Annotated in this window: 23 protein-coding genes; 9 read left to right on the top strand and 14 right to left on the bottom strand. The window is 72.2% G+C overall.

All coding sequences use genetic code 11. The features are described 5' to 3' along the window. Window positions 1–5 precede the first annotated feature (5 nt). On the top strand, window positions 6–551 hold the full coding sequence (locus ACFWY5_RS47575) for a TetR/AcrR family transcriptional regulator (protein WP_379624922.1): 546 nt from the start codon (window positions 6–8) through the stop codon (window positions 549–551). Between the two features lie 172 nt (window positions 552–723). Further along, window positions 724–1,980, top strand: a complete 1,257-nt coding sequence (locus tag ACFWY5_RS47570) for a hypothetical protein (RefSeq protein WP_379638846.1) — start codon at window positions 724–726, stop codon at window positions 1,978–1,980. Window positions 1,981–2,020: 40 nt separating this feature from the next. Here ACFWY5_RS47570 and ACFWY5_RS47565 read toward each other — a convergent pair whose 3' ends face one another. Next, on the bottom strand, window positions 2,021–4,270 hold the full coding sequence (locus tag ACFWY5_RS47565) for a LuxR C-terminal-related transcriptional regulator (protein ID WP_379624918.1): 2,250 nt from the start codon (window positions 4,268–4,270) through the stop codon (window positions 2,021–2,023). A gap of 231 nt (window positions 4,271–4,501) precedes the next feature. Between ACFWY5_RS47565 and ACFWY5_RS47560 the strand changes: the two genes are divergently transcribed. After that, entirely contained in the window at window positions 4,502–4,915 is a 414-nt protein-coding gene (locus tag ACFWY5_RS47560) for a hypothetical protein (protein ID WP_379624916.1), read from the top strand. Next, window positions 4,900–5,844 (top strand): hypothetical protein, encoded by a 945-nt coding sequence (locus ACFWY5_RS47555; protein ID WP_379638845.1) that lies wholly within the window; start codon window positions 4,900–4,902, stop codon window positions 5,842–5,844. The genes ACFWY5_RS47560 and ACFWY5_RS47555 overlap by 16 nt, the downstream gene beginning before the upstream one ends. On the opposite strand, the gene ACFWY5_RS47550 is transcribed toward ACFWY5_RS47555, so the two are convergent. From ACFWY5_RS47550 to ACFWY5_RS47525, 6 genes are all read right to left on the bottom strand, one after another. Beyond that, window positions 5,749–6,123 carry a thiol-disulfide oxidoreductase DCC family protein gene (locus tag ACFWY5_RS47550; protein ID WP_379624912.1) on the bottom strand — a complete coding sequence of 125 codons (375 nt, stop codon included), beginning with the start codon at window positions 6,121–6,123 and terminating at the stop codon, window positions 5,749–5,751. The genes ACFWY5_RS47555 and ACFWY5_RS47550 overlap by 96 nt on opposite strands. Before the next feature lie 165 nt (window positions 6,124–6,288). Beyond that, a complete protein-coding gene (locus tag ACFWY5_RS47545; protein WP_379638844.1) occupies window positions 6,289–7,014 on the bottom strand; it encodes an ATP-binding cassette domain-containing protein in 726 nt (241 codons plus the stop codon). Continuing rightward, a complete protein-coding gene (locus tag ACFWY5_RS47540) occupies window positions 7,007–8,839 on the bottom strand; it encodes a dipeptide/oligopeptide/nickel ABC transporter permease/ATP-binding protein (RefSeq protein WP_379638843.1) in 1,833 nt (610 codons plus the stop codon). Before ACFWY5_RS47540 ends, ACFWY5_RS47545 begins: the two co-directional genes overlap by 8 nt. Then, window positions 8,839–9,789 carry an ABC transporter permease gene (locus ACFWY5_RS47535; RefSeq protein ID WP_379624906.1) on the bottom strand — a complete coding sequence of 317 codons (951 nt, stop codon included), beginning with the start codon at window positions 9,787–9,789 and terminating at the stop codon, window positions 8,839–8,841. The genes ACFWY5_RS47540 and ACFWY5_RS47535 overlap by 1 nt, the downstream gene beginning before the upstream one ends. After that, window positions 9,786–11,369, bottom strand: a complete 1,584-nt coding sequence (locus tag ACFWY5_RS47530) for an ABC transporter substrate-binding protein (RefSeq protein ID WP_379638842.1) — start codon at window positions 11,367–11,369, stop codon at window positions 9,786–9,788. The genes ACFWY5_RS47535 and ACFWY5_RS47530 overlap by 4 nt, the downstream gene beginning before the upstream one ends. Before the next feature lie 130 nt (window positions 11,370–11,499). Then, a complete protein-coding gene (locus tag ACFWY5_RS47525; protein ID WP_379638841.1) occupies window positions 11,500–12,729 on the bottom strand; it encodes a PucR family transcriptional regulator in 1,230 nt (409 codons plus the stop codon). 220 nt (window positions 12,730–12,949) lie between these two features. Here ACFWY5_RS47525 and ACFWY5_RS47520 point away from each other — a divergent pair, with 220 nt between their 5' ends. Next, window positions 12,950–13,813, top strand: coding sequence for a proline racemase family protein (locus tag ACFWY5_RS47520; RefSeq protein ID WP_379638839.1), 864 nt, complete (start codon window positions 12,950–12,952; stop codon window positions 13,811–13,813). Here ACFWY5_RS47520 and ACFWY5_RS47515 read toward each other — a convergent pair. Genes ACFWY5_RS47515 through ACFWY5_RS47505 form a run of 3 tightly spaced genes read right to left on the bottom strand, consistent with a single transcriptional unit; the run spans window position 13,803 to window position 17,173 of the window. Continuing rightward, window positions 13,803–14,966, bottom strand: coding sequence for a dipeptidase (locus ACFWY5_RS47515; protein ID WP_379638838.1), 1,164 nt, complete (start codon window positions 14,964–14,966; stop codon window positions 13,803–13,805). The genes ACFWY5_RS47520 and ACFWY5_RS47515 overlap by 11 nt on opposite strands. After that, on the bottom strand, window positions 14,956–15,627 hold the full coding sequence (locus tag ACFWY5_RS47510; RefSeq protein WP_379624896.1) for a pyridoxamine 5'-phosphate oxidase family protein: 672 nt from the start codon (window positions 15,625–15,627) through the stop codon (window positions 14,956–14,958). Before ACFWY5_RS47510 ends, ACFWY5_RS47515 begins: the two co-directional genes overlap by 11 nt. A gap of 16 nt (window positions 15,628–15,643) precedes the next feature. After that, entirely contained in the window at window positions 15,644–17,173 is a 1,530-nt protein-coding gene (locus tag ACFWY5_RS47505) for a gamma-glutamyltransferase (RefSeq protein WP_379638837.1), read from the bottom strand. A gap of 171 nt (window positions 17,174–17,344) precedes the next feature. On the opposite strand from ACFWY5_RS47505, the gene ACFWY5_RS47500 reads away from it, so the two are divergent. Further along, window positions 17,345–18,379, top strand: coding sequence for a dipeptidase (locus ACFWY5_RS47500; protein WP_379624892.1), 1,035 nt, complete (start codon window positions 17,345–17,347; stop codon window positions 18,377–18,379). Between the two features lie 6 nt (window positions 18,380–18,385). Here the strand turns inward: ACFWY5_RS47500 and ppk2 are convergent, their stop codons facing one another. The 4 genes from ppk2 to ACFWY5_RS47480 form a co-directional block, all read right to left on the bottom strand. Further along, entirely contained in the window at window positions 18,386–19,339 is a 954-nt protein-coding gene (gene ppk2 / locus ACFWY5_RS47495) for a polyphosphate kinase 2 (protein ID WP_379638836.1), read from the bottom strand. 67 nt (window positions 19,340–19,406) lie between these two features. Continuing rightward, entirely contained in the window at window positions 19,407–19,886 is a 480-nt protein-coding gene (locus ACFWY5_RS47490; RefSeq protein WP_379624888.1) for a hypothetical protein, read from the bottom strand. 49 nt (window positions 19,887–19,935) lie between these two features. After that, entirely contained in the window at window positions 19,936–21,354 is a 1,419-nt protein-coding gene (locus ACFWY5_RS47485; protein WP_379638835.1) for an LCP family protein, read from the bottom strand. Window positions 21,355–21,442: 88 nt separating this feature from the next. Then, entirely contained in the window at window positions 21,443–22,483 is a 1,041-nt protein-coding gene (locus tag ACFWY5_RS47480) for a LacI family DNA-binding transcriptional regulator (protein WP_379638834.1), read from the bottom strand. Window positions 22,484–22,565: 82 nt separating this feature from the next. Here ACFWY5_RS47480 and ACFWY5_RS47475 point away from each other — a divergent pair, with 82 nt between their 5' ends. The 3 genes from ACFWY5_RS47475 to ACFWY5_RS47465 are packed head-to-tail and all read left to right on the top strand — an operon-like array spanning window position 22,566 to window position 25,920. Beyond that, complete coding sequence (locus tag ACFWY5_RS47475; protein ID WP_379624882.1) at window positions 22,566–23,429, top strand: serine hydrolase; 864 nt, start codon at window positions 22,566–22,568, stop codon at window positions 23,427–23,429. Between the two features lie 10 nt (window positions 23,430–23,439). After that, window positions 23,440–24,972 carry an ABC transporter substrate-binding protein gene (locus ACFWY5_RS47470; protein ID WP_379638833.1) on the top strand — a complete coding sequence of 511 codons (1,533 nt, stop codon included), beginning with the start codon at window positions 23,440–23,442 and terminating at the stop codon, window positions 24,970–24,972. A 6-nt stretch (window positions 24,973–24,978) separates the two neighbouring features. Then, complete coding sequence (locus ACFWY5_RS47465; RefSeq protein WP_379638832.1) at window positions 24,979–25,920, top strand: ABC transporter permease; 942 nt, start codon at window positions 24,979–24,981, stop codon at window positions 25,918–25,920. The last annotated feature ends 82 nt before the right edge of the window (window positions 25,921–26,002 follow it).

Genomic DNA, 26,002 nt, shown 5'->3' with positions numbered 1-26,002 from the left:
CGCGGGTGGCTCGGACCAGGCCGGCGGGACAACGGCGCGCGCAGTTACTCGACGCGGCGGAGGCGCTGGTCCTCAGGGCAGGGGTCGGGTCGCTGACCGTCGATGACGTCACCGCCGGGGCCGGTGTCGCGAAGGGCACCTTCTACCTGCACTTCTCCAGCAAGGACGACCTGGTCGGCGCGCTCAGGGACCGCTACGTGGAGCGGTTCGCCGCCCGGCAGAGCCAGGTCGCGGGCTCGGCGGACGGGGTCGAGCGGATCGAACGATGGATGCTGGCCGGCATCGCGGAGTATCTCGGTGACCTCCGGCTGCACGACGTGCTGTTCCACAGCTCCGCCCGGCCGGAGCGGCCGGGGCCCAACCCGGCCGTGGACGCGATCGTCGCGCTGCTGGCCGAGGCGGGCGCGGCCGTACCCGATCCGGAGGCGACGGCGATCGTGCTCTACCACGTGATGCACGGCAGCGCCGATCACGTCTACCACTTCCCCGGGGACCGGGACCGGCTGATGGCCGAGGCCGCGCGCCTGTGCCGCGCCCTCGTCACGCTCTAGACCTCCACCGGTGGGGCCGAGGTGTCCGCTGTCGGCCAGGTGACGGCGGTTGACCGGCGCTCCTGACGGGAAAAGGTCGCTGGGTGGGCTTCCCCGGTCCCGGATCGGGTGCTCCAGCAGGCCGCCGTCATCGCTGGGTCCACCGACGGTCTCGTCCTGCCTGGAGGTATGCATGCTCCGTCATCCGTTACCGGTGCTCGCCGGCGTGGTCGCGCTGGTGTCGGCGGTGCTGGCCGCGCCCGCCCAGGCCGCCTTCCCCGGCGCCAACGGCCCCATCTACTTCGTCGACCAGACGACCGACCCGGACAAGGAGATCTACCGGATCAACCCGGACGGCGGCGGCCTGACCAAGCTCACCGACAACGACGTCGCCGACTCCAACGCCGCGGCCAATGCCGGCAACACGCGCGTGGCCTTCACCCGCTTCGCCGGCGGCTCCCACCAGCTCTGGACGATGAACCCGGACGGCACCGGGCAGACCCAGGTCGACACCGGCGGCCCCGTCGTGGACGCGCCCGTCGACTGGTCGCCGGACGGCACGAAGATCATCTACCGGGCGGGCGACAGCACCCTGACCGTGATCGGCCCGGACGGCTCCGGCCGTACCTCGCTCGGCGTGTACGGCGACGCCCCCGCGTGGTCGCCGGGCGGCGACCGCATCGCCTTCCGCGACCCCACCCGCAACATCTCCGTCATGAACGCCGACGGCTCCGGCGAGACCCAGCTCACCGCCTACAGCGGCAACGACGGCGCCGGGCTGCCCGACTGGTCGCCCGACGGCAGCAAGATCACCTACGGCTGGACGCGCTTCGCCCCCAACCTCGCCCAGATCTACGTGATGAACGCCGACGGCAGCGGCCAGGCCAACCTCTCCAACGACGCCACCTTCAGCGGCGCGCCCCGCTGGTCGCCCGACGGCACCAAGATCGCCTACACCTCCGACAACGACCTGTTCACCATGAACACCGACGGCACCGGCAAGAGCGCGCTGGCCGTCGTCCCCGGCTTCCAGTTCACGATCGACTGGGCCCCCGCCGGCGCCACCGACGTGGCCGTGGACCTGGCCGCGCAGCCGCGCCTCGGCCTGCTGGTCCCCTACCTGAGCTACCGCATGACCGCGCGCAACGCCGGTCCCGGCCCGCTCACCTCGGCCACGCTGACCGCGACGCTGCCGCCCGGCCGGACCGCCACCCACCTCTCCCCCGGCTGCACCTCGGTCCCCGGCACCGTCACCTGCTCCTACACCGCGCTCGCGGCCGGCGCCTCGGCGACCGCCACCTTCCGGCTCCCGCTCGGCCTGCTCAGCCTCGGCAACGTGACCGTCACCGCGACCCGCACCGCCTCGTCCCCCGCCGACCCCGACCCGGCCAACGACAGCGACGCCGCCCCCTGCACGGTCGTCACCGTCCTGCTCGCCACCTGCGCCTGACCCCCCTTCTCTCCGGTACGGCTCCCGCCGGCGGGAGCCGTCAAGGCGCGTCGCGCTGGATCCAGGCGCCGATCTGGACCCGGGAGGAGATGGCGAGCTTGGTGAGGATGTTCTCCATGTGGGTGTCCACGGTGCGCTTGGCGATGCCGAGCCGCTCGGCGATCTGCCGGTTGGTCAGGCCCTCGGACACCAGCCGGGCGATCTCGTACTCACGCTTGGTCAGCGGCTCCTGGACGCTCCGCGCGGGTGCGGACGGGTCGGATTCGGCGAGGATGCCGGCCAGGGTGCGTTCGAGGCCGATCTGGTGGCCGATGCGGCGCTGGGCGTCGAAGATCTCCTCGCCCAGCGCGTCCCTGCACTGCTGCTCCATGATCTCCCTGATGAGCGTGTGCTGGGGGCCGAACATGGAGACGCCGCTGACGGTGCGCGCGTCCTCGACGGAGCCGATCAGGCGCGCGGCCGCCTCCGGGGTGCCGAGGTTGAGCAGGCAGCCGCCGTAGAACTCCAGGGCCAGGGCGATGCCGAGCATGTCGTCGAGGTCGTGCTTGACGCGCAGGGCCTCGCGCAGCCGCAGCAGGCCCGCCGACGGTTCGCCGCTGAGCATGAGCGTCATGCCCCACACCGCCTCGGCGTAGGAGCGGGCCCACAGCTCGCCGGCCTCCGCCCCCGCTGCCACGACCGCGGCGGCCCGCTCGACGGCGCCGTCGAAGTCGCCCTGCAGGGCGGCGACCACCGCGATGAACACCGGCCCGAGCGGGACGAGGACGTCGCGGGTGTCCAGGCGCGCGTGGATCGCGCTGCCTTCCTCCAGCCGGGTACGCGCCTCGGCCAGCTGACCGGCGAACAGGCCGGCGATGCCGTCGACCAGGGCGATGTAGCCCTTGAGCGGCTCGTCGCCGGTCGACTCGGCGAGGGCGGCGGCCCGGTCGAGCAGCGGCCGGGCGGCGTCGGCCTCGTCGTGCATGACGATGAACAGCGCGTGCATCACCAGGCCCTCGCCGGAGGCGGTGGCGCCGGGGAAGGCCCGCCCGGCCCAGTAGCGGGCCTCGCCGATGAGCCCGTGCATCGCGATGAGCCGGGCGACGGTGAGGAACACCTCCTCGTGCCGGCCGCCGCGCAGCAGGTGGTCGCAGGCCTCGCGGATCTGGTGCTGCTCGCGTGCGTACCAGTCCAGCCAGCCCACCTGCGCGCCGGTCGGCAGGTCCCGCCGGGCCTGTCCGGCGTTCTCGACCAGCCAGCCGGCGATCCTGGTGCGCAGCGTGTCGCGCTCGCCGCGCCGTTCGAGCTCGCGGGCGCCGAACTCCCTGACGGTGTCCAGCAGGCGGAAGCGGGCGTCGTCCTGGCTGCCGGTGCGCAGCACGATGGACTGGTCGACGAGGCTGGACAGCGTCGCGACGACGTCGTGGAGCGGCAGGTGCTCGTCGGCGCAGACACGTTCGACGATGTCGAGGTCGAAGTCGCCGGTCAGCGCGGACAGCCGGGCCCACAGGAGCTTCTCGCGGGGCGAGCACAGCTCGAAGCTCCAGCCGATCGTGGCGTCGAGGGTCTGGTGGCGGCCGCGGCGGCCGCGCCTGCCGGGCACCTCCAGGATCCGGTGGTCGAGCCTGGCCAGGATCTGCTCGGCCGACAGGGTGCGTACGTGGGCGGCGGCCAGTTCGAGGGCGAGCGGGATGCCGTCGAGGCGCTCGCAGAGCCGGTGCACCGGCTGCAGGTTGGTGGTGGTCAGCCGCCAGTCGTGGGCGACGGCGGTGGCGCGGTCGGCGAACAGCCTGGCCGCCTCCGACAGCTCGGGCTCGTCGTCGGCCGCGGGCGGCACGCAGGTCAGCGGGCCGATGCCGAGGACGTGCTCGCCGGGGATGTTCAGCGGGATGCGGGTGGTGGTCAGGATGGTCAGGCGGGGGGCGGCGCGCAGGAGGTGCTCGGTGAGGTCGGCGCAGGCGTCGACGAGGTGCTCGCAGGTGTCGAGGATCAGGAGCAGGTGCCGGCCGGCCAGGTACTCGACCAGGATCGTGCCGGGGGCGCCGACGTTCTGCGCGCTCAGGCCCAGCGACTCGCAAACCGTGGCGGCGATCAGGTCGGCCTCGTGCAGGGCGCCGAGGTCGATGAAGCAGATGCCGTCGGCGTAGTTGTCGGCCGTCTGCGCGACCGCCTGGACGGCCAGCCGCGTTTTGCCGACGCCACCCGGTCCGGCCAGTGTAATCAGCCGGGATTGACCGAACAGCCGGAGAATCTCGCGCAGCTCGGCATTCCTGCCGATGAAGCTCGTGAATTCCGCAGGCAGCCGCCCCATTCGCCGCTCTGTCCCCGAAATCATCACTCCGGGATCGTAACCGGCCGGTCACGGGGCGGATAGGGTATCGAACGGCTCTGAATGGGAAGGCCGAATTTCCCGATTGAACCTTCGGTGAACCACCCGCTGAACGTCGCCTTTGGTTGACATATTTGTATTTTTCGGGATATCGGCGATTGATCCTGATAGTTTCCTGGGCGCATGGGGGCAATTCTTACCCGGGGGAGAAGAATGTGGCGCCTGGTCGCGGCTACTGCCGTGCTCGTGGCGCTCGGTTATGGCACGGTCGCCGGTGACGACGACCTTTTCCCTTTCGGGCCTATGGTGCAGTACGCGTTCAGCATCCCGCCCGACGGCGAGATCAGATCGCTGATCATGGAGGCCGACACCGCCGCGGGCACGCGCGTGGAGATCCCGATCGAGCCGTACTACGTCGGCATCCGCCGCGCCGAGCTCGAAGGCCAGCTCGGGCGCTACGTCGCCGATCCGTCGCTGCTGCAGGAACTGGCCGGCAACCACGCCAGGATCCGCCCCGATGACCCGCGGCTGACCAAGATCTACGTGATCACCAAGGTCATCACGCTGAAGGACCGGCGCCCGGCGTCGACGCACCACGTGGAGAGGGTGACATGGCAGGTCCGCTGACAAGGTGGTGGTTCCCGCAGGAGCCGCTGCGGCGGGTCCGTCTCCTGGGGGTCATCGTCTACCTGTTCCTGCCGGTGGACATGATGCTGTTCACCGGCGGGGTGTGGGGGCACGCGCACGGCTCGTCCATCTACCGGCCGGTCCTGGTGGCACGCCTGCTCCACCTGCCCGGGGCCAGTACGGCGCTGGTGTACACGCTGTTCGCGCTCGTCGTGCTCGGCGCGCTCATCGCCGCCGCCGGCCGGCTGCCGAGGGCGGCGGGGTACGTCGTCGCGCTCGGCTACACCTACTGGGCCGTGCTCGCGATGTCGTACGGCAAGGTCGACCACGACCACCTGGCCCTGATCGTCACCCTGTTCGTCCTGCCCACCGTGGGGCGTACCACCGGGGCGGGTACCGCCGGGGCAGGTACGGCCGGGGCGGGTACCGCCGGGGCAGGTACGGCCGGGGCGGGTACGGCCGAGGCGGCGCCGAGCGGGCAGGCGGCGGGGTGGGCGTTGCGCTGCGTGCAGATCGCCGTCGTGGCCACCTACTTCCTGTCCGCCTACGCGAAGATCCGGCACGGCGGGTGGGAGTGGCCCAACGGCGCCACCTTCCAGTGGGCGGTCACCCGGCGGGGAACGTTCTTCGGGCACTTCGTGGCGGGCATCCCCGGCGCGCTGCTCATCGGACAGTGGGTGGTGCTGCTGGCCGAGACGGCCTCGCCGATCCTGCTGTTCCTGCGCGGCAGGGCGCTGTACGCCGGGGTGGCGTTCTTTCTCGCCTTCCACTTCTTCACCTGGGCGGCCATCACGATCCACTTCCTGCCGCACGTGATCTGCCTGGCCGCGTTCCTACCTCTTGAGCGGATCTTCCAGCGCGCACGCCGCGGTGCCGCCGGGCAGCCGGTGCCGGTTGCCGGCGACAAGCCGGTAGACGCCGTGGGCTAGCCAGCGGATCGGCGGCAGCCGCAGGATCGCGCCGAGCGGGCTCCAGGGCAGGCCCGCGTGGAGGAGGAGCTTGGCCACGGCCTGGGCGCCGCCGTACACGCCGGTGCCGGACACCCACAGCAGCTCGTAGCGGGCCCGCCGCTCCGTGACGCCGAGGGCGGCCAGGTCGGCCGCCTGCCAGGCGGTGATCCGCGCCCGGACGCGCATGCGCCGCTCGATGAAGCGCACGCACGTCGTGCAGAACCCGCAGTCTCCGTCGTAGACGAGCACGGCTGTCATGGATCCAACCTAGCCCCGTACCGGACCGGGTGGGTCACGGGCGGGGGCGGTCGTGATACCGGCCGGGTGGGTCACCGGCGGGAGCGGTGGCGATACCGGACCGGGCGGGTCACGGGGACCGGGCGCGTCACAGGCGGGGGCGGTGGTGATGGCGGGCCGGGTGGGTCACAGGCGGGCGGCGTCGAGGAGGTCCTGGGTGTAGGGGTGGGCGGGGGCGGTGATGATCTGGTCGGTGGGGCCGGACTCCACGATGGCGCCCTGGTACATGACGGCGATGTGGTCGCTGACGTACCGGACGACGGCCAGGTTGTGGGAGATGAACAGCATCGTGAGCTTCAGCTCCTGGCGCAGGTCCCTGATCGTGTTGAGGATCGCGCCCTGCACCGAGACGTCCAGGGCCGAGGTGATCTCGTCGGCGATGACGACCTTGGGGCGGCCGGCGAGGGCGCGGGCCAGCGCCACGCGCTGGCGCTGGCCGCCCGAGAGCTGGCCGGGCAGCATGGACGCGCGGCCGGGGTCGAGGCTGACCCGCGCGAGCAGGTCGGCGACGGCGGCGCGCCTGCCCGCGGCGCCCTTGTAGGTCTCGCGCGGCATGGGCTCGGCAATGGACTCGCCGACGGTCATCCGGGGGTTGAGCGCGGAGTAGGGGTCCTGGAAGACCATCTGCAGCGGGCGCCTGCGGGCGGCCGTCACGTCGGCGCCGTCCAGGAGGACGCGGCCGGAGGTGATCGGTGACAGGCCCACGGCGGCGCGGGCGAGGGTGGACTTGCCGGAGCCGGACTCGCCGACGAGGCCGACGGTCGTGCCGGACGGCACCGCGAGCGTGACCCCGTGCACGGCGCGGGCGGCGCCGAAGTGGACGGTCACGTCGTCGAAGAGCAGGTCACTCATGGGGCGGCTCCGGGTTCCAGCAGGCGAGGAGGTGGCCGGGCGCCGCCTGCGCCAGGGCGGGATCCTCGCGGACGCACCGCTCGGCGGCGAGGGCGCAGCGCGGGGCGAAGGCGCAGCCCGGCGGGACCTCGTGCGGGCCGGGCGGGCGGCCGGGGATGGTCGCCAGCGGCCGGTCCAGGTCGGTGTCCAGGTCGGGGACGGTGGCGAGCAGGGCCCGGGTGTAGGGGTGGCGCGGGGTGGCGATGACGGGCAGGTCCTCGACCACGCGTCCCGCGTACATGACCAGCAGCCGCGAGCAGGTCTTCCTGACCACGGAGATGTCGTGGCTGATCAGCAGAACGGCGGCGCCGTCCGCCCGGATGCGCGACAGCAGGCGGAGCACCTCGCGCTGGACCCTGACGTCCAGCGCGGTGGTGGGTTCGTCGGCCACGACCAGGCGCGGGCGCGCCATCAGCCCCATGCCGATCATCGCGCGCTGCCGCATCCCGCCGGAGAACTCGTGCGGGTACTGGCGGGCGCGGCGTTCCGGCTCCCCCACGTGGACGGCGCGCAGCCGGTCGACGGCGCGTTCCATGGCGGCCCGCCGTGACAGCCCCTGGTGGGCCTCGGCCACCTCGGCGAGCTGGCGGCCGATCCGCTGGGCCGGGTTGAAGGAGGTCATCGGGTCCTGGAAGACCATGGACAGCGAGGGTCCGAGGAGCGTACGCAACTCCCCCGGGCGGGCCGACAGCAGGGGGACGCCGAGGAAGTCGAGGCGGTCCGCCCGCACCACGCCGGGCGCCTCGATCAGGTGGGAGACGGCCAGCGCGGTCAGGCTCTTGCCGGAGCCCGACTCCCCCACGATGCCGACCGCCTCGCCGGGGGCGATGGTGAAGCTGACGCCGCGGACGGGGGTGACGCCGGGGAAGGCGACCTCGAGGTTCTCGGCCACGAGCAGTTCGTCCTTGCCGCGGGCGGTGGTCGCCGGGGCGGGCGGCGGCCGTTCCCGCACCCGGGTCCTGGGCACGCGGATGCCGATCACGGCGGCGGCCGTCTCGCCGAAGAGGTTGAACGCCAGCCCGATGACGACGACGGCGATCCCGGGCGCCAGGGCGGCGGCGGGGTTGGTGTAGATGCGGTCGAGTCCTTCGCCGAGCAGCCGGCCCCAGTCGTAGCCGGGCGCCTGCACGCCGATGCCGAGGAAGGAGAGCCCGGCGAAGGCGAGCAGGGCGGCGCCGGCGCCGATGGTGGCGTTGACGACGAGGGGTTCGCCGATGTTCGGCAGGATGTGCCGGGTCATCAGCCGGATCCTGCCGACTCCGGCCACTTTGGCGGCCGAGACGAAGTCGCGGCCGGAGACGGAGGCGGCGAGGGTCTGGGTGAGGCGGGCGAAGGCCGGGGCGCCGGCCAGGCCGATGGCGAGCACGGCGCCCTTGACGCCGACCCCGAAGATGACGGCGAGGAACAGGGCGAGCAGGAGGGCGGGGAAGGCGACGGCGATGTCGACGGCGGCGGTGACCAGGCGTCCGGCCCGCCGGGGCAGCACCGACGGCGCCAGGCCCAGGATGACGCCGGCGACCAGGCCGATGGCGGTGGAGGCGAGCGCGAGCGAGACCGACAGCCGGGTGGCGACGGCGACGCGCAGGAACAGGTCGCGGCCCAGGGAGTCGGTGCCCAGCAGGTGGGCCGCGGAGGGGCCCTGTTGGATGGCGTTGGTGTCGGTGAGCTCCGCGGCCTCGCCCCAGAGGACGGGCGCGAGTACGGCGAGCGCGCCGACGAGGACCAGCAGGACGGCGGAGCAGGCCCCGATCGGGGTGCGGGCGGCGGCGAGCCATTTGCGGGCCATCAGCCCTCCTTGATCGCGGATCGGGGGTCGAGCACCGCGAGGAGCACGTCGACCAGCAGGTTCACCAGCAGCACGCCGGCCCCGTAGACGAGGACGACGCCCTGGACCATCGGGTAGTCCTTCTGCAGGATCGACTCGACGATCGTGGAGCCCATCCCCGGCCAGGCGAAGACGTTCTCCACGAGCACGGTGCCGACGACCATCCCGGTCAGCGTGAGGCCGGCGACGGTGAGGGTGGCGGTGAGCGCGTTCGGCAATGCGTGCCGGAGGTAGACCAGGCGGGCGGTCAGGCGCTTGGCGCGGGCCGTACGGATGTAGTCGTCGCCCAGGACCGACAGCAGCTCGACGCGCACGATCCTGGACAGGATGGCCGCGGGCGCGATCGCGAGGGCCAGTACGGGCAGGACGTAGGAGATGAGCCCGTCCCGCCCGGCCACGGGAAACCACGGCAGCTGTACGGCGAAGGCGTAGACGAGCCCCACGGCCAGCAGAAACTCGGGGATGGCGGCCAGGAAGACGCTGCCGGAGGTGAAGGCCAGTTCCCCGGCCCGGCGCCGCCCGCCCCTGGTGAGGACGGCCATGACCAGCCCGATGGGGATGGCCGTGGCGAGCACCAGGGCGAACGCGGGCAGCGCGAGCTTGACGGTCTCGGGCAGCCGCTCGCCGATGGTCTGGGCCACGGGCATGTTGCTCACCATCGACGTGCCGAGGTCGCCGGTGACCAGGCCGCGCAGGAAGTCGAGGTACTGCGTCCAGAGCGGGTCGTCCAGGCCGAGGGCGGCGCGGCGTTCGCGGATGAGCTCGACCGGCGCGGTCAGCCCGAGCGCGCCGCGCACCGGGTCGCCGGGAATGAGGTGGATCATGAGGAACGCGGCGGTGACGAGGACCCAGAGCGAGACGGCGAACCGGCGTGTCCTGCGCAGCGCGAAGGCCACCCAGGGGCTCCTCACCGCAGCACCCTGATGCTGGTCGGGATCGGCTGCTGCAGCCAGCCCTCCGTCGCGGCCTTGGCCTTGTGGAAGTAGTAGGGCTGCTGGGCGATGGAGATCGGGACGACGTCGGCCGCCTTGAACAGGGCCCGCTCGGCCTCGTTCCAGAGCTTGCAGCCCGCGGCGCCGGGGGTGGCGGCGGCCTCGGCGGCCAGCCTGACGAAGTCTGGGTTGTCGATGCCGGCGAAGTTCTGGCCCTTGGGCGGGGCCTCGCCGGAGGCCCACGGCAGGATGTGGCTGGGCAGGTCGAACTTGAACCCGGCCCAGTAGGCGTCGAAGTCGCCGGTCTCGAACATGGTCCTGGACAGCGCGGCCGGGTCGTCGGCGGTGAGCTTCACGGTGACGCCGGCCGCCTGCCAGCGTTTGGCCACGAGTTCGGTGGCGGCCACGCTGCCCTCGCCCTCGCTGGGGCTGTAGTGCAGGTCCATGAGGAGCTTCCTGCCGTTCTTGGCGCGGGTGCCGTCGGCGCCCTTGGCCCATCCGGCCTGGTCGAGCAGGGCGGCGGCCCGTACGGGGTCGGCGGCGGGCAGGCGGCCGGTCGCGGAGTCGGCGGCGCACGGCTGGGCGAGGTTGGCGACCAGGCTGCCCGCCCGTCTGCCGGTGCCGGTGGTGGAGACCCTGGTCAGCTCGTCGAGGTCGAGGGCGGCGGTGAGCGCCTGGCGGACGAGCGGGTCGGCGCCGGGGCGGCCGTCGCGCTGGTTGTACCAGAGCTCGCCGAGGATGGTCGACACGTCGTAACGTTCCAGCTTGCGGGCCTGGAGGCGGTCGCGGTCCGGGCCGCCGACGCCGGCCATGTTGATCTCGCCGGACAGCAGCAGGTTGGCGCGGGTGGTCTCGTTCGGCACGACCTTGACCACGATCGTGGCCGGGCTGCCGGGGGCGTTGCCTGCGGCGCCGTCCGGGCCCCAGGTGTAGCCGTCGCGGCGGGTGAAGGTGTAGTGGTCGCCGCGGACGACCTTGGTGAGGACGTAGGGGCCGCTGCCGGCCGAGGTCGTCCCCAGAAGTTCGGGGTTGTCCAGGCCCTTGTCGCAGACGATGGGGACGCGGCCCAGCGTCTCGACCAGGAGGGCGAAGGGCTTCTTCATCGTCACCTTCACCGTGCCCGCGGCGTCGTCGGCGCTGACCTCGAAGGGTGTGGTCGGCACCAGCAGGCCGTACATGGGCGACTGGTTCTTCGGGTCCTTGAGGAAGCCGAAGACGCGCGCGACGGTGCTCGGGGTGAGCGGGGATCCGTCGGAGCAGGTGATGCCCTTCCTGAGGGTGAAGGTGGCGGTCTCGGCGTCGGCCTTCCAGGACGTGGCCAGCCCGGAGACGACCTTGCCCTCGGGGGTGACGTTGACGAGCGGGTCGTAGGCCAGGCTGCCCATCTCGCCGAGCGGGAGCAGGTTGCGGTAGGGGTCGAGGATGCCCTGGTCGGCGGGGATGGCGAAGGTGAAGGTGCCGTCCTTGGCCAAGGTGAGCCCGCCGCCGCCCGGCGGTGACGCGCCGGCGCAACCGGTGGCCAGGGCGATGGAGACAAGGAGGGTGAGCGGTTTGCGCATGGGTGGTTCCAATCGGCCGGCGTCCCCCGGTCTGAGCTGGTTGCGGCTCAGTTTCATACAGCGGAGGCCGCCGTCCTAACGACAGCAGTCGCAAGAATGAACCCGGCGCTTCGGCAGATTGTCGGAACTGTCAGAGGTGGTGGCGCAGGCCCATCAGGCGGGCGATCTTCAGGCCGAGGTGGAGTGCCAGGCGGTCCTCGCCGTCGGCCAGGTGCGCGCCGGTGTACTCCTCGATCCGCTGCAGCCGGTAGTAGAGCGTGGTGCGGTGCACGTACAGCTGCTCGGCGGCGGCCTGCACGTCGCCCGCGTGGTCGAGGAAGGCTTCGAGGGTGTCGGCGAGCTGCTCGCCCTTGGCCCCGGCGTCCAGCAGGCGGCGCAGGCCCGGCGGGAGGGCCTGGGGAGTGAGCTCGTCGAGCGGGATGCGGACCAGCAGGCCGTAGACGCCCAGCCGGTCGAAGCCGGCGACCCGGCCGAACCCCTCCACCAGGCGGGTGACCCGGGCGGCCCGCCGGGCCTGGCCGTAGGACTGGAAGAAGGCCGACAGCTCGCCCACGGGCTCGCCGATGCCGGCGGCCACGTCGGCGCCCGACAGGTCGCGGTCGAGGTGGTCCAGGAGCTCTTGCGCGAGGTGGCGTTTGGCGTCACCGCTGACCAGCGGGTCCTTGTCCGACAGCAGGAGCAGGCCGTGGTCGCGGCGGACCAGGCTGATGTGGCGGCGGTCGGACAGGCGGCCGCTGACACGTTCGAGCCAGCCCTCCAGCGTGGAGCGCTCGATGTCGGTCAGCGCCTGCTCGCCGGCGTGGACGGTGACGACGATGGCCACGACGGGCTCGGCGGCCACGAAGAGGTCGGCGTCGATCAGCTCTTCGGCGGCGTGCTCGCGCAGCCGGGCGTCGTCGCCCACGACCAGGTCGCGCACGAGTTCCCTGGCCCGGCTCCGGTACAGCTCCTGGGCGAGCTGGTCGCGCTGGATGACGATGGCGATCGTGTCGAGCGTGGCCAGGACGCTCCCGAGCTCCTCCTCCGACAGCGGGTCGTCGCCTTCCAGGACCCAGATGAACCCCAGGAGCGCTCCCTCCTGCCGGATCGGCACGCACAGGCGCTGGATCGTGGCGCCGATCTCGGGCGCCACCGGCGGGCGGAAGGGCCCCGGCGCTGAGCGGGCGCCGGCGCCGAACGTCCACTCCAGCGCCCCGTCCGGGACGTCGCGCCGGAAGATGGACTGCTCGCGCAGCCGGTCGATCTCGCCGTACTCGTGCGAGGAGAAGGCCAGTTGCCGCAGCCGCCGGTCGTCGACCGTGACGTTGCGCTGCAGCCGCCGGCCCAGGCCGTCCACGAGACGCTGCAACTCGCTGGTCACAGCGGTGAGCCTATAACCCGAAACACCACTGCCCGCTGGAAGTACGCTCATTTCCGCACGATACGCGCGCCGGGCCCCGGCTTCCTCCGCGCCCGGACGAAGCCCGCGTGACCCGCTTTCGACGGCTGTCCAAGCAACCGCCGCCCGTCGCAACCGGGCCCCGCTCTTTCCTGCGTCCGTCCGTCGAGCGGCGGGCCCGCGCGAGCCGACGATGGGCGGCATGACTCACAGGTTCCTGGCCAGCGGTTCGACATCCGGTCAGCCCGTCGCCTGCGCCGACCTCACCTCGATCGCCCACGGGGCCGACTCGATGGCCGGGGTCGGGGCGGCGCTCGGCCCGGCTCTGGAGGAGGTGCGGGCGCAGTTCTTCACCGCGATGGCGGGCGATCCGGGCGCGATCGTGGCGGTGGTGACCCGCCCGCCGCGTCCCGACGCCGACGACGGGCTGCTGTTCGTGGCGGCCGACGGGCCGCTCGGCGGGTGCGGCGAGGCGTCGATGTTCGCCGGTGCGGTGCGCTCCCCCGGCGACGGGGCCACGGTCGTCTTCGACACCGCGGGCGGGCTGATCCGCGCCACCGACCGGGGTGACGGCACGATGACGCTGCGCATGCCGGCGGCGGCGCGGCCGCCGGGCGCGTACGTGGTCGAGGTGGGCGGGCGACCGTACACGGTGCGGGCGGTGAGCGTCGCGGGCAACTCCTTCCTCGCGCTGCCCGCCGCCGCGGCGGGCCTGGACCTGGGCCGCCCGGACGAGCTGGCGGGTCCCGGCGACGCGTTCCTGCGCGAGGCGGGCGCGGAGCTGGCCGCGCGGACCGGCGAGCGGCCCGGCCTGCTGCTGCTGACCGAGCCCGTCGTGGACGGCGACACCCGCAGCGCGGTCGTCTGGGGCGAGCGGATCGTCAACGTCGGACCGTGCGGGACCGGCACCTGCGCCCGTCTCGTCCTCGCGCTCGCCGACGGCGAGCTGGCCGAGAACGAGACACTGCGCCACTTCAGCCCGTACGGCAGCGCCTTCGAGGCCCGGCTGGACCGGGCCTCCGGCTGGAGCATCCTGCTGCGCGGCCGGGTGGACCTCAGCCGTTGACCGCCTCGAACACGCGCAGGAAGTTCTCCCCGATGATGCCGCGGACCTGGTCGTCGTCGTAGCCGCGCGAGACCAGGCCGCGGGTGAGGTTGACCAGGTCGCGGTAGTCGCGGAAGCCGTCCAGCGTCCTGGTCACCTTGTCGATGCCGTGCTCGGGCCGGAACCCGAAGTCGGCCTGCTTCCCGGCGAAGGCCGCCTCCATCACGTGAGGGGGCAGCGCCAGCGGCCAGTCCGTGCCGATGGCCACGTGCTCCCAGCCGACGAGGTCGCTGATGTGGTCGACGTGGTCGAGGAACAGCTCGATGGTCGGATTCGGGTCGTCCGGCGCGGCCAGGAAGAACGGCACGACGTAGACGCCGATCACCCCGCCGGTCCCGGCGATCGCGCGCAGCTCGTCATCGCTCTTGGCGCGGTCGTGGGCGAAGACGGCGGCGGCGGAGGTGTGGGTGGCGATGACCGGCTTGCGGGAGGCGGCGCAGGCGTCGAGGGTGGTCTGGCGGCCCGAGTGCGCGGTGTCGACGATCACGCCGACGTCGTCGCAGCGGCGCACGAACTGCAGCCCGAAGTGGCTCAGCCCGGGGTCGTAGCGCTCGGTGCAGCCCGCGCCGATGAAGTTCATGCTGTTGTAGGCGCAGTCGACGGTGTTGAGCACGCCCAGGTCGTGGGCGATGTCGATGAGGTCGAGGTCGCCGGGGGCGAGCATGTTCGTCTGGACCAGGCCCCAGATCGCCTGGCCGCCGGCGGCGTGCGCGGCCCGGATGTCGCCGGCCCTACGGGCGCGGCGCATCCACGGGAAGGCCTCCAGCGCGCGGGCGGCCAGGTGCGCGGCGTCCAGGATCGACGCCTTGTCACGGAGCACGTAACCGCCGGTGGCCGGGGCGGTGACCCCGGAGGCGTCCATCACCTCCTTGTACCTCGGGAACTGCCCGGCCAGCGCCTTCTTCTGCAGGAAGAAGGCGACCGTGAACAGGTCGTCGGAGCCGAGCGCGTCCAGTTCGGCGACGAGCTCGGCGGTCCACACGTCGGGTGAGCAGGGGCCCTGGTAGAGCAGGTCGATGACGACGCCGTCGTGGTGCAGCCGCCGTGCCCGCTCCTCCTGTTCCGGTGTCAGGCCGAAGTCGAAGCGGCCGTACACGCGTTCCTCAGAGCCCATCACGCCTCCACTCCACCAAAGCCGGCTGGGGTTCGATGCCCGCCTTCAGCCGCGGGTCGGGCACCAGTGTGGTCGCGGACACCCGCAGGAGCACCTCGCCCGCCCACACGTCCAGGTCGTAGTCGCCGGCCCGGTCCATCGGCGGGCCGGTGCGCACCTTGGCCGAGCACTCCGTCAGCGGCACCGCCAGCACACGGGTGCTGTTCAGCTCGGCGTCGGTCAGCGGGCGCAGCTCCGGGATGCGGCCCGGCGCGATCCGCTCCACCAGCGCGTGCATCGCCTCCAGCTTCTCCTGCCGCTCCAGCACCTCGTGGGCGGCGCCGAGCACCACCACGGAGCGGTAGTTCATGGAGTTCTCCATCACCGAGCGGCCCAGCACCAGCGAGTCGACCACGGTCGCCTCGACGCAGATGGGCTCGCCCAGCATGCGCTCCAGCATCCGGTTGCGCTGGGAGCCGTGGAAGTAGAGCAGGTCGCCGACGCGCGTGTGCAGGGTCGGCAGCACGTACGGCTGCCCGCCGTCGGCGAAGGCGACCCGGCACATCAGCGCCTCGTCGAGGATCCGCCGCACCAGCTCCGGATCGTACGATCCCCGATCCGCCTTGCGCCGGACCCGTACCCTCGGGCTCGCCGGTCCTGGAACCTCGTCGTTACTCGTCACGGGCCTTCCTTTCCCATCAGTGACCTGCCGCGCTGCCGAGCCGGCGCGGGTCGGCGACGCCGTGCAAGGTGCCGTCCTCGTCGATGGCGACGGCCTGGCAGCTGCCCATCTCCACCTCCCACGGCGAGACGCGGGTGACGCCGAGCCCTCGCCGTTCCACCTCGGCGATGACGTCCTCGCCGATCGTGGCCTCCACCATCGGCCGCCTGCTCGGGTACATCGACGCGCCGAACATCGGCCGCAGCACCGACTCCTTCGGCGACATGCCGTGCCGCAGCACGTTCGCCGCGTTCTGGAAGACGTTCTGCAGCGCGGAGATGCTGGGCGAGGCCGCCGCGTACACCGGCCGCCCGTCGCGCAGGGCCAGCAGGGACGTCGACCAGCCGTCCGGGATCGGCACCACCGGGTCCGCGCACATGAACATCGGGCGCGGCACGATCACCCCGTCCACCGTCAGCCCGGCGCCGAACGGGGTCGAGGTCGCCGAATGGGTGCCGTGCGCGATCATGCCGCGCTCGTCGACGGCGACGATGGCGTTGGTGCCCAGGTTCATGGCCTCGAACGGCCTCGGCTCTCCCTTGAGCACCTGGAGCAGCAGCCGTTCCGCCGTCTCGGGTGAGACCGCCGCGGCCATGTCGCCGGGCTCGCGTACGCGGTAGCCCGCCGAGACGTCGGCCAGGCCGTGGTGCCAGGCCTCCTCGACGATGCGCATCCGCGTGTACAGGTCGTCGGTTCCGGCCAGCTCCGACAGGCTGAGCAGGAGGGCGTACAGCGGGCCGCTGGTGTGGAGCTCCAGCCCGCCGGCCACGGGCAGCGGCGTCAGGTCGCCCTCGGTGACCGTGCTCGCGGCCATGTCGTCGAGCGTGATCCGGCCGCCGGCCCTTCTGGCCGTCTCCACGTACCTCCTGGCGAACTCGCCCTCGTAGATGTAGCCGGGCCCCTGCTCGGCGAGCTGCTCGATGGTACGGCCCAGCGCGGGCTGACGCAGTACCTCGCCCACCCGGAAGAGCCGGCCGCCCGGGAACCAGATGTCGCGCCCGGCCTCGAAGCGGCCCGCCGCCCGCCGGAACTCGAAGGCCCATCCCCACAGGAGCTCGTCGGCCACGAACCCCTCGCGCGCCGCCACCCGCGCCTCGCCGAACAGCTCCGCCCACGGCAGCCGGCCCCAGCGCGACCACGCCTCGTGCGCGGCGCGGGGCCATCCGGGTGCCACCACGGTGCGGCCCGACAGGCGGGCCGCCTCGTCCAGGTCGCCGTCCTCGGCCGCCGGGATCGTGCCCAGATGGCCGAGGAAGCGGCTGCGGCCGTCGGCCGGGTCGTAGACCGAGATGAACATCGTGCCCGCGAGCGTCGTCATCGTGGGCTCGACCACCGTCTGCACGGCCGCCGCCGCCAGGTAGGCGTCGACGGCGCTGCCGCCCCTTCGCAGCGCCGCCACGCCCGCCCGCGTCGCCGCCGGATGCGACGTCGAGATCATCCCGTGGCGGCCCGTGGCGGAGATGTGCTCCGGATCGGGTAGCGCGGGACGCGCCGGAACCCCACTCATCTGGTCTCCTCCTCAAGCTCGGTGCTGTCCGAGTCTGATTCGGCGCCGGTGCGGTTCCGATGGACGGTGGTCGGAAATACGGCCCGCGATCTGCTACACCTGCCGATGACGCCCCCGGCGGGCGCCGGCGTAGCCTCGGTCGAAATCCCACCGGCCGAGGAGATTCCCCGCATGGACGCCATGGCCCTGCACCGGCACGCCACCGTCGCCGACACGCACAACGACCTGATCCTCCTCGTCGACCACCACGACCGGCGCGGCGACCGGGATCACTTCGCCGAATACTGGCTGCCCCAGTTGCGGGCCGGCGGGGTGAACGTCCAGGTGCTGCCCATCTGCATCGAGGAGCAGTTCCAGTCGGAGGGGGCGCTGCGCCGTACCCTGTTGCTGATCGAGCGCATCCACGAACTCGCCGAGGAGCACCGCGACGAGGTCGCCGTCTGCCTGACCGGCGCCGACGTCGACGCGGCGGTGGCCGCGGGCAGGATCGCGCTGATCATCGCGCTGGAGGGCGCGCACGCCATCGGCCAGGACCCGCGCCTGATCAACGCCCTGGCCAGGACCGGGGTACGCGTCGTCTCCCTGGCCCACTACGGCCGCACCTTCCTGGCCGACGGCAGCGGTCTCGACGACAGCTCCGGCAGCAGACTGACCCCGCAGGGCATCGACGTGCTGCGCGAGATGGAACGGCTCGGCGTCGTCTTCGACATCAGCCACCTCGGCGCCAACGGCGTGGACGAGGTGCTGGACGTGCTCACGCGCCCGTTCCTGGCCACCCACTCCGCCTGCCTGGAGATCACCAAGATCCATCGCAACCTCGGCGACTCCCAGCTGCGGGCCATCGCCGGACGCGGCGGCGTCATCAGCGTCGCGGCGGCGATCCCCATGTTCATCGACCCCGCCGACTCCAGCGCCGAGCGGGTCGTCGACCACATCGAACACCTGGTGAACGTGGCCGGCGCCGACCACGTCGGCCTCGGCCCCGACTTCATCGAGGACTACTTCCGGCAGGTCTTCGGCGGCTGGCCGGCGCAGACGCCCGGCATCGGGGACGGCTTCACCCCCGCCGAGATCGAACGCCCCGCCGACCTGCCCAAGCTCACCGAGACGATGGTGCGCCGGGGCTTCGCCGAGGCCGACATCAGGAAGATCCTCGGCGGGAACGTCATGCGGGTCCTGCGCGAGGTGATGGGCCGCCCGCTCTGATCGGGGTCAGCGGGAGCCGTTCATGCCGGTGTGGTCCTCGTCGACGATGTCGGCCGCGGAGATCACGATGCGCGGGTCGGGGGTCTTGACCACGCTCTCGTCCTTGTCCTCGTAGCCGAACAGGCTCAGGACGTGGCGCATCGCCTCGGTCCTGGCGCGCTTCTTGTCGTTGCTCTTGATCACCGTCCAGGGGGCGATCTCGGTGTCGGTGTGCAGGAACATGTCCTCCTTGGCGGCCGTGTACTCGTTCCACCGGTCCAGCGACTCCAGGTCCATGGGCGACAGCTTCCACTGCCGGACCGGGTCGACCTGCCGGATGATGAACCGGGTGCGCTGCTCGGCGCGCGAGACCGAGAACCACAGCTTGACCAGGTGAATGCCCGACTCGACCAGCATCCGCTCGAACAGCGGCGCCTGCTCGACGAACTCGAGGTACTGCTCATCCGTGCAGAACCCCATCACCCGCTCCACCCCGGCGCGGTTGTACCAGGAGCGGTCGAACAGCACGATCTCCCCCGCGGACGGCAGGTGGGCGACGTAGCGCTGGAAGTACCACTGGGTCCGCTCGCGCTCGCTGGGTTTCTCCAGGGCGACGACCGTGGCGCCGCGCGGGTTGAGGTGCTCGGTGAACCTCTTGATCGTGCCGCCCTTGCCCGCGGCGTCACGCCCCTCGAACAGGATCACCAGCCGGCCGCCGGTGTGCTTGATCCAGTACTGGAGCTTGAGCAGCTCGATCTGCAGCAGCCGCTTGTCGTGGTCGTAGCGCGCGCGGTCCATCCGTTCGGCGTACGGATAGTGCTCGCGCCAGGTGGACACCGCCTGGCCGTCGGGGCGGATCAGGACCGGGTCGTCGTCGTCGGAGCTGTCCACGCTCAGCCCGGGGGTGATCTCCAGCAGGTGGCTGTCCTCGGCGGCGGCCTGCGGATCGACGACAGATTCTCCGGCCTCAGTGTTTCCCATGTCACCCAGGTACCCGCGTACGCCCAAGACCTTCCGGCGAACCAGGCGAACGTTGGGCAAACACCGCTCAGGCCTCCCGGGGCGGGGCGGGCACCTCGCTGTAGTCGACCTCCGGCAGCTTGGTGATGGCCCCGGCGCCCACGCGCACGTGGACGACGCCCTCACCCTGGGCTCCGGCGCCGGGCGGCACCGCCAGGAAGCCCTCCCAGTGGTCCGTCCCGCGCCGCCAGGCCAGCAGGAAGGCCGGGTCGCCGCCCTTGACCAGCACCATCGGCGGCATCCGCAACGGCCGCGGCTCCGCCTCGCCGGGACCGGGGCGCGGCACGGCCGAGTAGTCGACGCGGGGCAGGTTGTTCAGCTCCGCGGCCGGCGCCCAGCGGTAGTTGAGCCCGTGCACCGGCTCGCCGCGCACGTCGACCTGCGACTGCGGGACGGCCAGGCGGGCCTCCCAGTGGCCGGCGCCCCGTCGCCAGGCGAGCAGGAACGCGGGAGTCTTGCCCTGGTACAGAACCATCGGCGGCATCTGGAGCGGTTCGACAGCATCCACAACCCGGAGAGTAGCCGGGCGCGGCGACAAAACGACCCCCTCCCGAGGGTCAGGCCGCGCAGGTGGAGCCCAGCCTGGACACCCCGCCGGTCGGCTTGGGCTTCTTGGTGACACCCGCCGAGGGCGACGGCGTGGACGTGCCCGTGGACGACGGTGTGGGCCGGGGCGTGGTCGCGCCGGTGGTGGCGGTCCGTACGGCCCGGCGGATGCGCGGGAAGTCCGGGTAGGCCGGGTTGTAGGCGGGAGGCACGAAGTTCATCGTCGAGACCCGCCCCGACTTGACCCGGTCGGCCAGCGGGACGAGCTCGCCCAGCAGGTCGCGGGGGATGTCGGTGACGAACGTGCTCTTGGCGGCGCGGGCCAGCGCGTTGAACTTCAGCAGCACGTTGGCCGGCTGGAGCTGGCTGAGCATCGCGTTCATGACGCACTGCTGGCGCTTCATCCGGGTGCTGTTGTCGCCTCCGGCGCAGGTGCTGCCGGGGTGGTCGCGGGCCCTGCCGTACCAGAGGGCCTGCTCGCCGTTGAGCTTGTGGGTGCCGGCCTTGACCACGCCGCCGTCGCTGCGGCCGACGCCGTAGCAGATGTCGCGCTCGACGTTGATGGTGACGCCGCCCAGCGCGTCGATCAGCCGGGCCACGCCCCACATGTTGACCATCATGTAGTAGTCGACCTTGATGCCGAGGATCTGGCCGAGCGCGCCCTTGAGCGCGTCTCCGGCGCGGGTGCGCGTGTGGCCGGCGACCTCGGGGTGGGTGTCGGCGTACGCCCACACGCCGTTGAGCAGGTCGGCGCTGCCCCGGCCCTGACCGGGGGGCAGCCAGAAGTTCTTGGGCGGCGGGAACCGCTTGGCCATGGCGCTTCCCGGCGGGAACGGGGCGTTCTCCATCTCCCTGGGCAGCGCGAACAGGACCGAGTTCCCGGTCTTCACGTCGATGCTGACGACGTTGATGCTGTCGGTCCTGATGCCCACGCCCTGCCGGGAGGCGGCGCCGTCACCGCCGAGCAGGGCGATGTTGAGGCGCCGCCGCCCGTCGAAGGGGTCCTTGGGGTCGATCGGCTTGGTGGCGGTCTCCTTGAACACCTCGCCGATCGCCTCGTTGGAGGTGCGCGCGGTCGCCGCCACGAAGGTGAACGGCACCGCCACCGCCACGGCCAGCACCCCGGCGACCGCCCCGGTGGCGGCCTGCGCCCTGCGCGGCAGGCTCCCCGGCCGCATCGCCACGTACGAGGCGACCACCACGGCCGACCAGGCCAGTCCCGCGACCACGCAGCCGGCGATCAGGCCGGTCAGCATCGACGGGTCCGCCACCAGTCCGGCGAGCTGCTTGCCGTTGACCAGGACGACCGTCGTCAGCGTCGCCAGCACCAGGGCGTAGACCACGAGGATCACGATTCCGGCGCGCCGCCTGCCGGCGCGCAGATGGGCGGCACCCGGCACGAGGACGGACAGCAGCGTCCAGCCGATCACTGACAGAACGCTCGACTTGCCCACGCCGCCTCGGCTTTCCCGACAAACGTACATATGTGGGCAAATAAGCTAGCAGGGGTTTCACCCCTCACGAGACGACGGTTCCGGCTCCTTCCCGCCCGAGGGTGGAGGCGCGGGGGCGCAGGCCGGCCGGGATGAGGCGGGGACCGGCGGGCTCGCCGTCCTCGATCCGGCGGACGAGCAGGTCGACGGCCTCCCTGGCGGTGCGGGCGGGGTCGAGGTCGACGGCGGTCAGCGGCGGTTCGCTGGTGCGGGCGAGGTGGCTGTCGACGCCGACCGAGACGAGCAGGTCGCCGGGCACGCGTACGCCGCGTTCGCGCGCCGCGCGCAGCAGCCCGGTCGCCAGCCATTGCGGCGGCGCGTAGACCGCGTCGGGCCGCAGGTCGAGCAGCGCGTTCGCGGCCTCGGCCGCGCTGCCGGGGAGCTTGTCGGGCTTGGCGAGCACGAGCAGCGGGTCGCGCCCGCGCGCCCGCGACCACTCGGCGTAGGCGCGCTCGGCGTCGGTGAACCACGACCACTCGATGTCGACGGAGAGCATCGCGACGCGCTCGGCCCCGGCGGCGGCGAGATGGTCGAGCACCGCCGTGGTGCTGGCCGCGCTGTCGGCCGCCACCCACCACGGGTCCCCGGGGCGGGCGATGTCCCTGCCGATGGTGACCACCGGCACGTTGAGCTGGTGGAACATGGCGACCCGCGGATCTTGCGGCACGGGGTCCACGACGATCCCGCCGTCGATGCTGAACCTGCGCAGGTCGCCGAGCTTGCGCAGCGGGGGCAGTTGCAGCAGGGCCTGGTCGCGGTCGAAGGCGGCCTCCACGCAGTTCATGGTGAGGGAGAGGTAGAAGTCCACGGCGAGGATGTGGTGGCTGTTGGTGGTGTCCACGCCGACCGGCAGCAGCAGGGCGATCGTGTCGGTGCGCCCGGAGCGCAGGCTCTTGGCGTTGCTGTTGGGCCGGTAACCGAGCCGCTCGGCCACCTCCGCCACCCTGGCCCGCGTCGCGGCGTCGACCCTTCCCTTGTTGTTGAGCACGTGGGAAACCGTCGTCTCCGACACACCGGCCGCCTCGGCGACGTCACGGATCCTCGGGCGCGCCCTTGAGGTCTTCATGGGGCCACCTTAAGCCCTTCTGCCAAATCGATTTGTCATCGACCCTTGTGATGCCAAATCGATTTGGCCTAGAGTCCCCGTCATGCATCAGTTGGAACGAGCGGCCAGGCGTCTCGACGAGCTGTGCGAGGCTCAGGACTTCGTCACGGGCTGGTCGCTCATCGGCCTCGGCCGGGGCGAGGAGGCGGGGGCCGCCTCACGGCACGGGTCCCGGCCGTTCCCCGCGGCCAGCACCCGCAAGGTCGCGGTCATGATGACGGTCCTGCGCGCGGTCCACCGGGGCGAGCTGGACCTGGAGGACCGCGTCACCATCGACGGGCGCTACCGCGACCGCGTGTTCACCGGCCTCCTGCAACACCTGGACACCGGGCTGTCCCTGTCGCTGCGCGACACGATCACCCTCATGATCATCCTCAGCGACAACCTGTCCACCGCGCACGTCCTGGACCGGATCGGGCTCGACGCGGTCAACGAATGGTGCGAGACGGCCGGGCTCACCGCCACCCGCCACCGGCACGCGCTGATCCCCCCGCTCGCGCCCGACCATCCGGTGGAGGCGACGAACGCGACGACGCCGGACGACCAGGCACGCCTGCTGGAGCTCATCGCGCGCGGTGCCGCCGGGGAGGAGGCGGCCGCCGAGCGCCTCGGGTGCCCGCCCGGCCTGTGCGCGTTCGCGCTCGACGTGCTGCGCCGCCAGCAGTTCAGGGACGCGCTGCCGGCGCTGCTGCCGTACGGCACGCCGGTCGCGCACAAAAGCGGCGCCGGCTGGCGGGACGTCAGCGACGCCGGTGTCTTCTTCGCGGGCGGGGAGCCCCGCTACGTCCTGGCGGTCTACACCGACGAGGTACCCGCGATCCTGCCCGGCGGGCTGCCGGGAGTCGCGGGGGCACGGGGCCACATTGCCAATCTCAGCCGTGCGTGCTGGGAGGAGTTGCATCCGTAAGGAGGCTCAGATGTCACGTCTGACCGGCCGCGTCGCAGCGGCCTCCCTGGCCGTGCTCACCGCCTGCGCCCTTGGCGCGGGATGTGCGCGCGGCGGCGGGGAACCCGCCCGCTCCGCCGCGGGCGGCGGCGGGGTCCTGCGCTTCGCCTACACCGCCTTCCCCTCGACCCTCGACCCGCACAAGGCCTCCACCGCCTGGGACGAGCTCTACCTCTTCCCGATCTACGACCGCCTGGTCACGGTTGGCCCCGACGGCCGGATCGGCCCCATGGTGGCCGAGTCCTGGAGCCGCGAGGGCAAGAAGACGACCTTCACGCTCCGCTCCGGCGCCCGCTTCCACGACGGGAGCGCCCTGGACGCCGAGGCCGTGCGGGCGAACCTGGAGCGCGCCAGGAACGCCCAGGGCTCCACGGCCAAGGCGCTGCTCAAGATGATCACCGCTGTCGAGGTCGCGGACGCCAAGGTGGTCGTCTCCTTCACCGGCGCCGAGAGCGCCCTGCTGAACGCCCTCGCCCATCGCGGCGGCGCGCTCATCAGCCCCGCGGCCTTCGACAAGCCGGACCTGGACCGGGCCCCGGTGGGCTCGGGCCCCTACCGGGTCACCTCCTACCGGCGCGACGACCGTGTGGTCTACCAGCCGTTCACCGGCTACTACGACCCCAAGGCCCAGCGCATGAAGGGCCTGGAGATGTCGTTCGTCAACGAGGACGACACCCGGCTGAACGGCGTGCGCTCCGGCCAGTACGACGCCACGCTCATCCGCCCGGAACAGGTGGACACCGCCCGCGAGTCCGGGCTGAAGGTGAACGAGTTCCTGACCGGGCTGGTCTACCAGATCAACATCAACACCGCCCGCTCCAAGTTCGCCGACCCCCGCGTACGGCAGGCGCTCAACCACGCCGTCGACCGGCGCACCATCTCCGAGAAGCTCCTGCTGAACTCCTGCCTGCCCACCGTGCAGCCCGCCCCCGCCGGCCACTGGGCGCACGAGGCGACGCTCGACGGCGCCTACCCCTACGACCCGGACAAGGCCAGGAAGCTGCTGGCCGAAGCGGGCCTGGCCGGCGGTTTCTCCTTCACCGCGCTGGTGTGGAACAACACCGCGTACGTGCAGGTGGGCGAGGCCGTACAGGATCAGTTCAAGCAGGTCGGCGTCGACATGAAGCTGCGGCCGATGAGCGCCGACCAGTCCATCGACCTCTACCAGAACCGCGGCGAGGCCGACGCCCTGCTCAGCCAGATCGGCGCCGCGGCGCCCGACCCCGGCCTCATCACCCAGCAGGACTACCTGAAGGGCGGGCTCAACAACCCGGGCGACCTGAGCGTCGCGCGCATCGAGGAGCTCGCCGAGCGGGCGCGGAGCGCGACCGAGCCCGCCGAGCGGGAGAGCGGCTACCGGGAGATCGTCAAGCTGGCGTCCGAGCACGCCTACAACGTCCCCATCTGCAATCGCAAGCTGTACTTCGCCACCAACGACAAGGTGCGCGACTTCGAGCGGCTGCTGACCGGATACGACGACATCCGCGTCGTCGGCATGGGCTGAGCCGTGATGCCCGTCTTCCTGCTCAAACGGCTCGCCGGCGCGGCGGTGGTGCTGTTCGTGGTCTCGATCATCACCTTCGGCCTGTCGCTGCTGGTGCCCGGCGATCCGGCCATCCACATCGCCGGTGAGCACGCCACGCGCGAGGAGATCGCCGCCGTCCGCGCCGGGCTGGGGCTCGACCAGCCGGTGGCGGTGCGGTACGTGAACTGGGCCGCGGCGGCGCTCTCCGGCGACCTCGGCACCTCGCTGTACAACTCGCAGCCGGTCACCGAGATCCTCGCCGAGCGGCTGCCGGTGACGCTGTCGCTGGCACTCGCCGCGATGGCCGTCGCCGTGCTCATCTCCATCCCGCTGGGCACGCTGGCGGCGCTGCGGCCCGGCGGCCGGCTCGACCGGGTCATCTCCTCCGGCACCGCGCTGGCCGTGGCGACGCCGTCGTTCTGGCTGGGGCTGCTGCTGATCCTCGCCCTCGCGATCACCTATCCGCTCTTCCCCGCCACGGGCTACCGGCCGATCGGCGACGGGATCGGCGCCTTCGCCGCGCATCTGGCGCTGCCCGCGCTGACGCTGGGGCTGGCCGCCGCGGTCGAGCCGACCCGCCAGCTCCGGGCGGCGCTGGCCGACGTGCTGGAGACCGACTACGTGCGGACCGCGCGGGCCAAGGGGCTGCTCGCGGTCACCGTGCTGCGCAAACACGCGCTGCGCAACGCGGCCGTGCCGTACGTGACGGTGATCGGGCTGGAGACGGGCCAGTTGCTCGGCGGCGCGGTCGTGGTGGAGACGGTGTTCGGGCTGCCGGGCCTCGGCACGCTCGCCGAGTCCACCGTGACCCGCCAGGACCTGCCCGTGCTGCAGGGCATCGTGATCGCGAGCACGCTGGTCGTGGTCGCCGCCAACCTCGCGGTCGACCTCGCCTACCGCTGGCTCACCCCCGGGGAGGCTGCCTAATGCTTCTGTCAAGCTGCGGTGCGGATCTGGTGCCCGGGGTCGTAGGGCTTGCGGGTGCGCAAGATGGCGTGCAGGACGTTGA

Source organism: Nonomuraea sp. NPDC059007 (genome assembly GCF_042740555.1).
Taxonomy (GTDB): Bacteria; Actinomycetota; Actinomycetes; order Streptosporangiales; family Streptosporangiaceae; genus Nonomuraea.
Note: the sequence above shows the minus strand (reverse complement) of the source record. Positions and strands in the feature narration are given on the sequence as shown.

Coding starts and splice junctions, on each gene's coding strand:
- ACFWY5_RS47570 (WP_379638846.1), top strand. CDS start 724: ATGCTCCGTCATCCGTTACCGGTGCTCGCCGGCGTGGTCGCGCTGGTG.
- ACFWY5_RS47565 (WP_379624918.1), bottom strand. CDS start 4,270: ATGGGGCGGCTGCCTGCGGAATTCACGAGCTTCATCGGCAGGAATGCC.
- ACFWY5_RS47560 (WP_379624916.1), top strand. CDS start 4,502: ATGTGGCGCCTGGTCGCGGCTACTGCCGTGCTCGTGGCGCTCGGTTAT.
- ACFWY5_RS47555 (WP_379638845.1), top strand. CDS start 4,900: ATGGCAGGTCCGCTGACAAGGTGGTGGTTCCCGCAGGAGCCGCTGCGG.
- ACFWY5_RS47550 (WP_379624912.1), bottom strand. CDS start 6,123: ATGACAGCCGTGCTCGTCTACGACGGAGACTGCGGGTTCTGCACGACG.
- ACFWY5_RS47545 (WP_379638844.1), bottom strand. CDS start 7,014: ATGAGTGACCTGCTCTTCGACGACGTGACCGTCCACTTCGGCGCCGCC.
- ACFWY5_RS47540 (WP_379638843.1), bottom strand. CDS start 8,839: ATGGCCCGCAAATGGCTCGCCGCCGCCCGCACCCCGATCGGGGCCTGC.
- ACFWY5_RS47530 (WP_379638842.1), bottom strand. CDS start 11,369: ATGCGCAAACCGCTCACCCTCCTTGTCTCCATCGCCCTGGCCACCGGT.
- ACFWY5_RS47520 (WP_379638839.1), top strand. CDS start 12,950: ATGACTCACAGGTTCCTGGCCAGCGGTTCGACATCCGGTCAGCCCGTC.
- ACFWY5_RS47515 (WP_379638838.1), bottom strand. CDS start 14,966: ATGGGCTCTGAGGAACGCGTGTACGGCCGCTTCGACTTCGGCCTGACA.
- ACFWY5_RS47505 (WP_379638837.1), bottom strand. CDS start 17,173: ATGAGTGGGGTTCCGGCGCGTCCCGCGCTACCCGATCCGGAGCACATC.
- ACFWY5_RS47500 (WP_379624892.1), top strand. CDS start 17,345: ATGGACGCCATGGCCCTGCACCGGCACGCCACCGTCGCCGACACGCAC.
- ppk2 (WP_379638836.1), bottom strand. CDS start 19,339: ATGGGAAACACTGAGGCCGGAGAATCTGTCGTCGATCCGCAGGCCGCC.
- ACFWY5_RS47480 (WP_379638834.1), bottom strand. CDS start 22,483: ATGAAGACCTCAAGGGCGCGCCCGAGGATCCGTGACGTCGCCGAGGCG.
- ACFWY5_RS47475 (WP_379624882.1), top strand. CDS start 22,566: ATGCATCAGTTGGAACGAGCGGCCAGGCGTCTCGACGAGCTGTGCGAG.
- ACFWY5_RS47470 (WP_379638833.1), top strand. CDS start 23,440: ATGTCACGTCTGACCGGCCGCGTCGCAGCGGCCTCCCTGGCCGTGCTC.
- ACFWY5_RS47465 (WP_379638832.1), top strand. CDS start 24,979: ATGCCCGTCTTCCTGCTCAAACGGCTCGCCGGCGCGGCGGTGGTGCTG.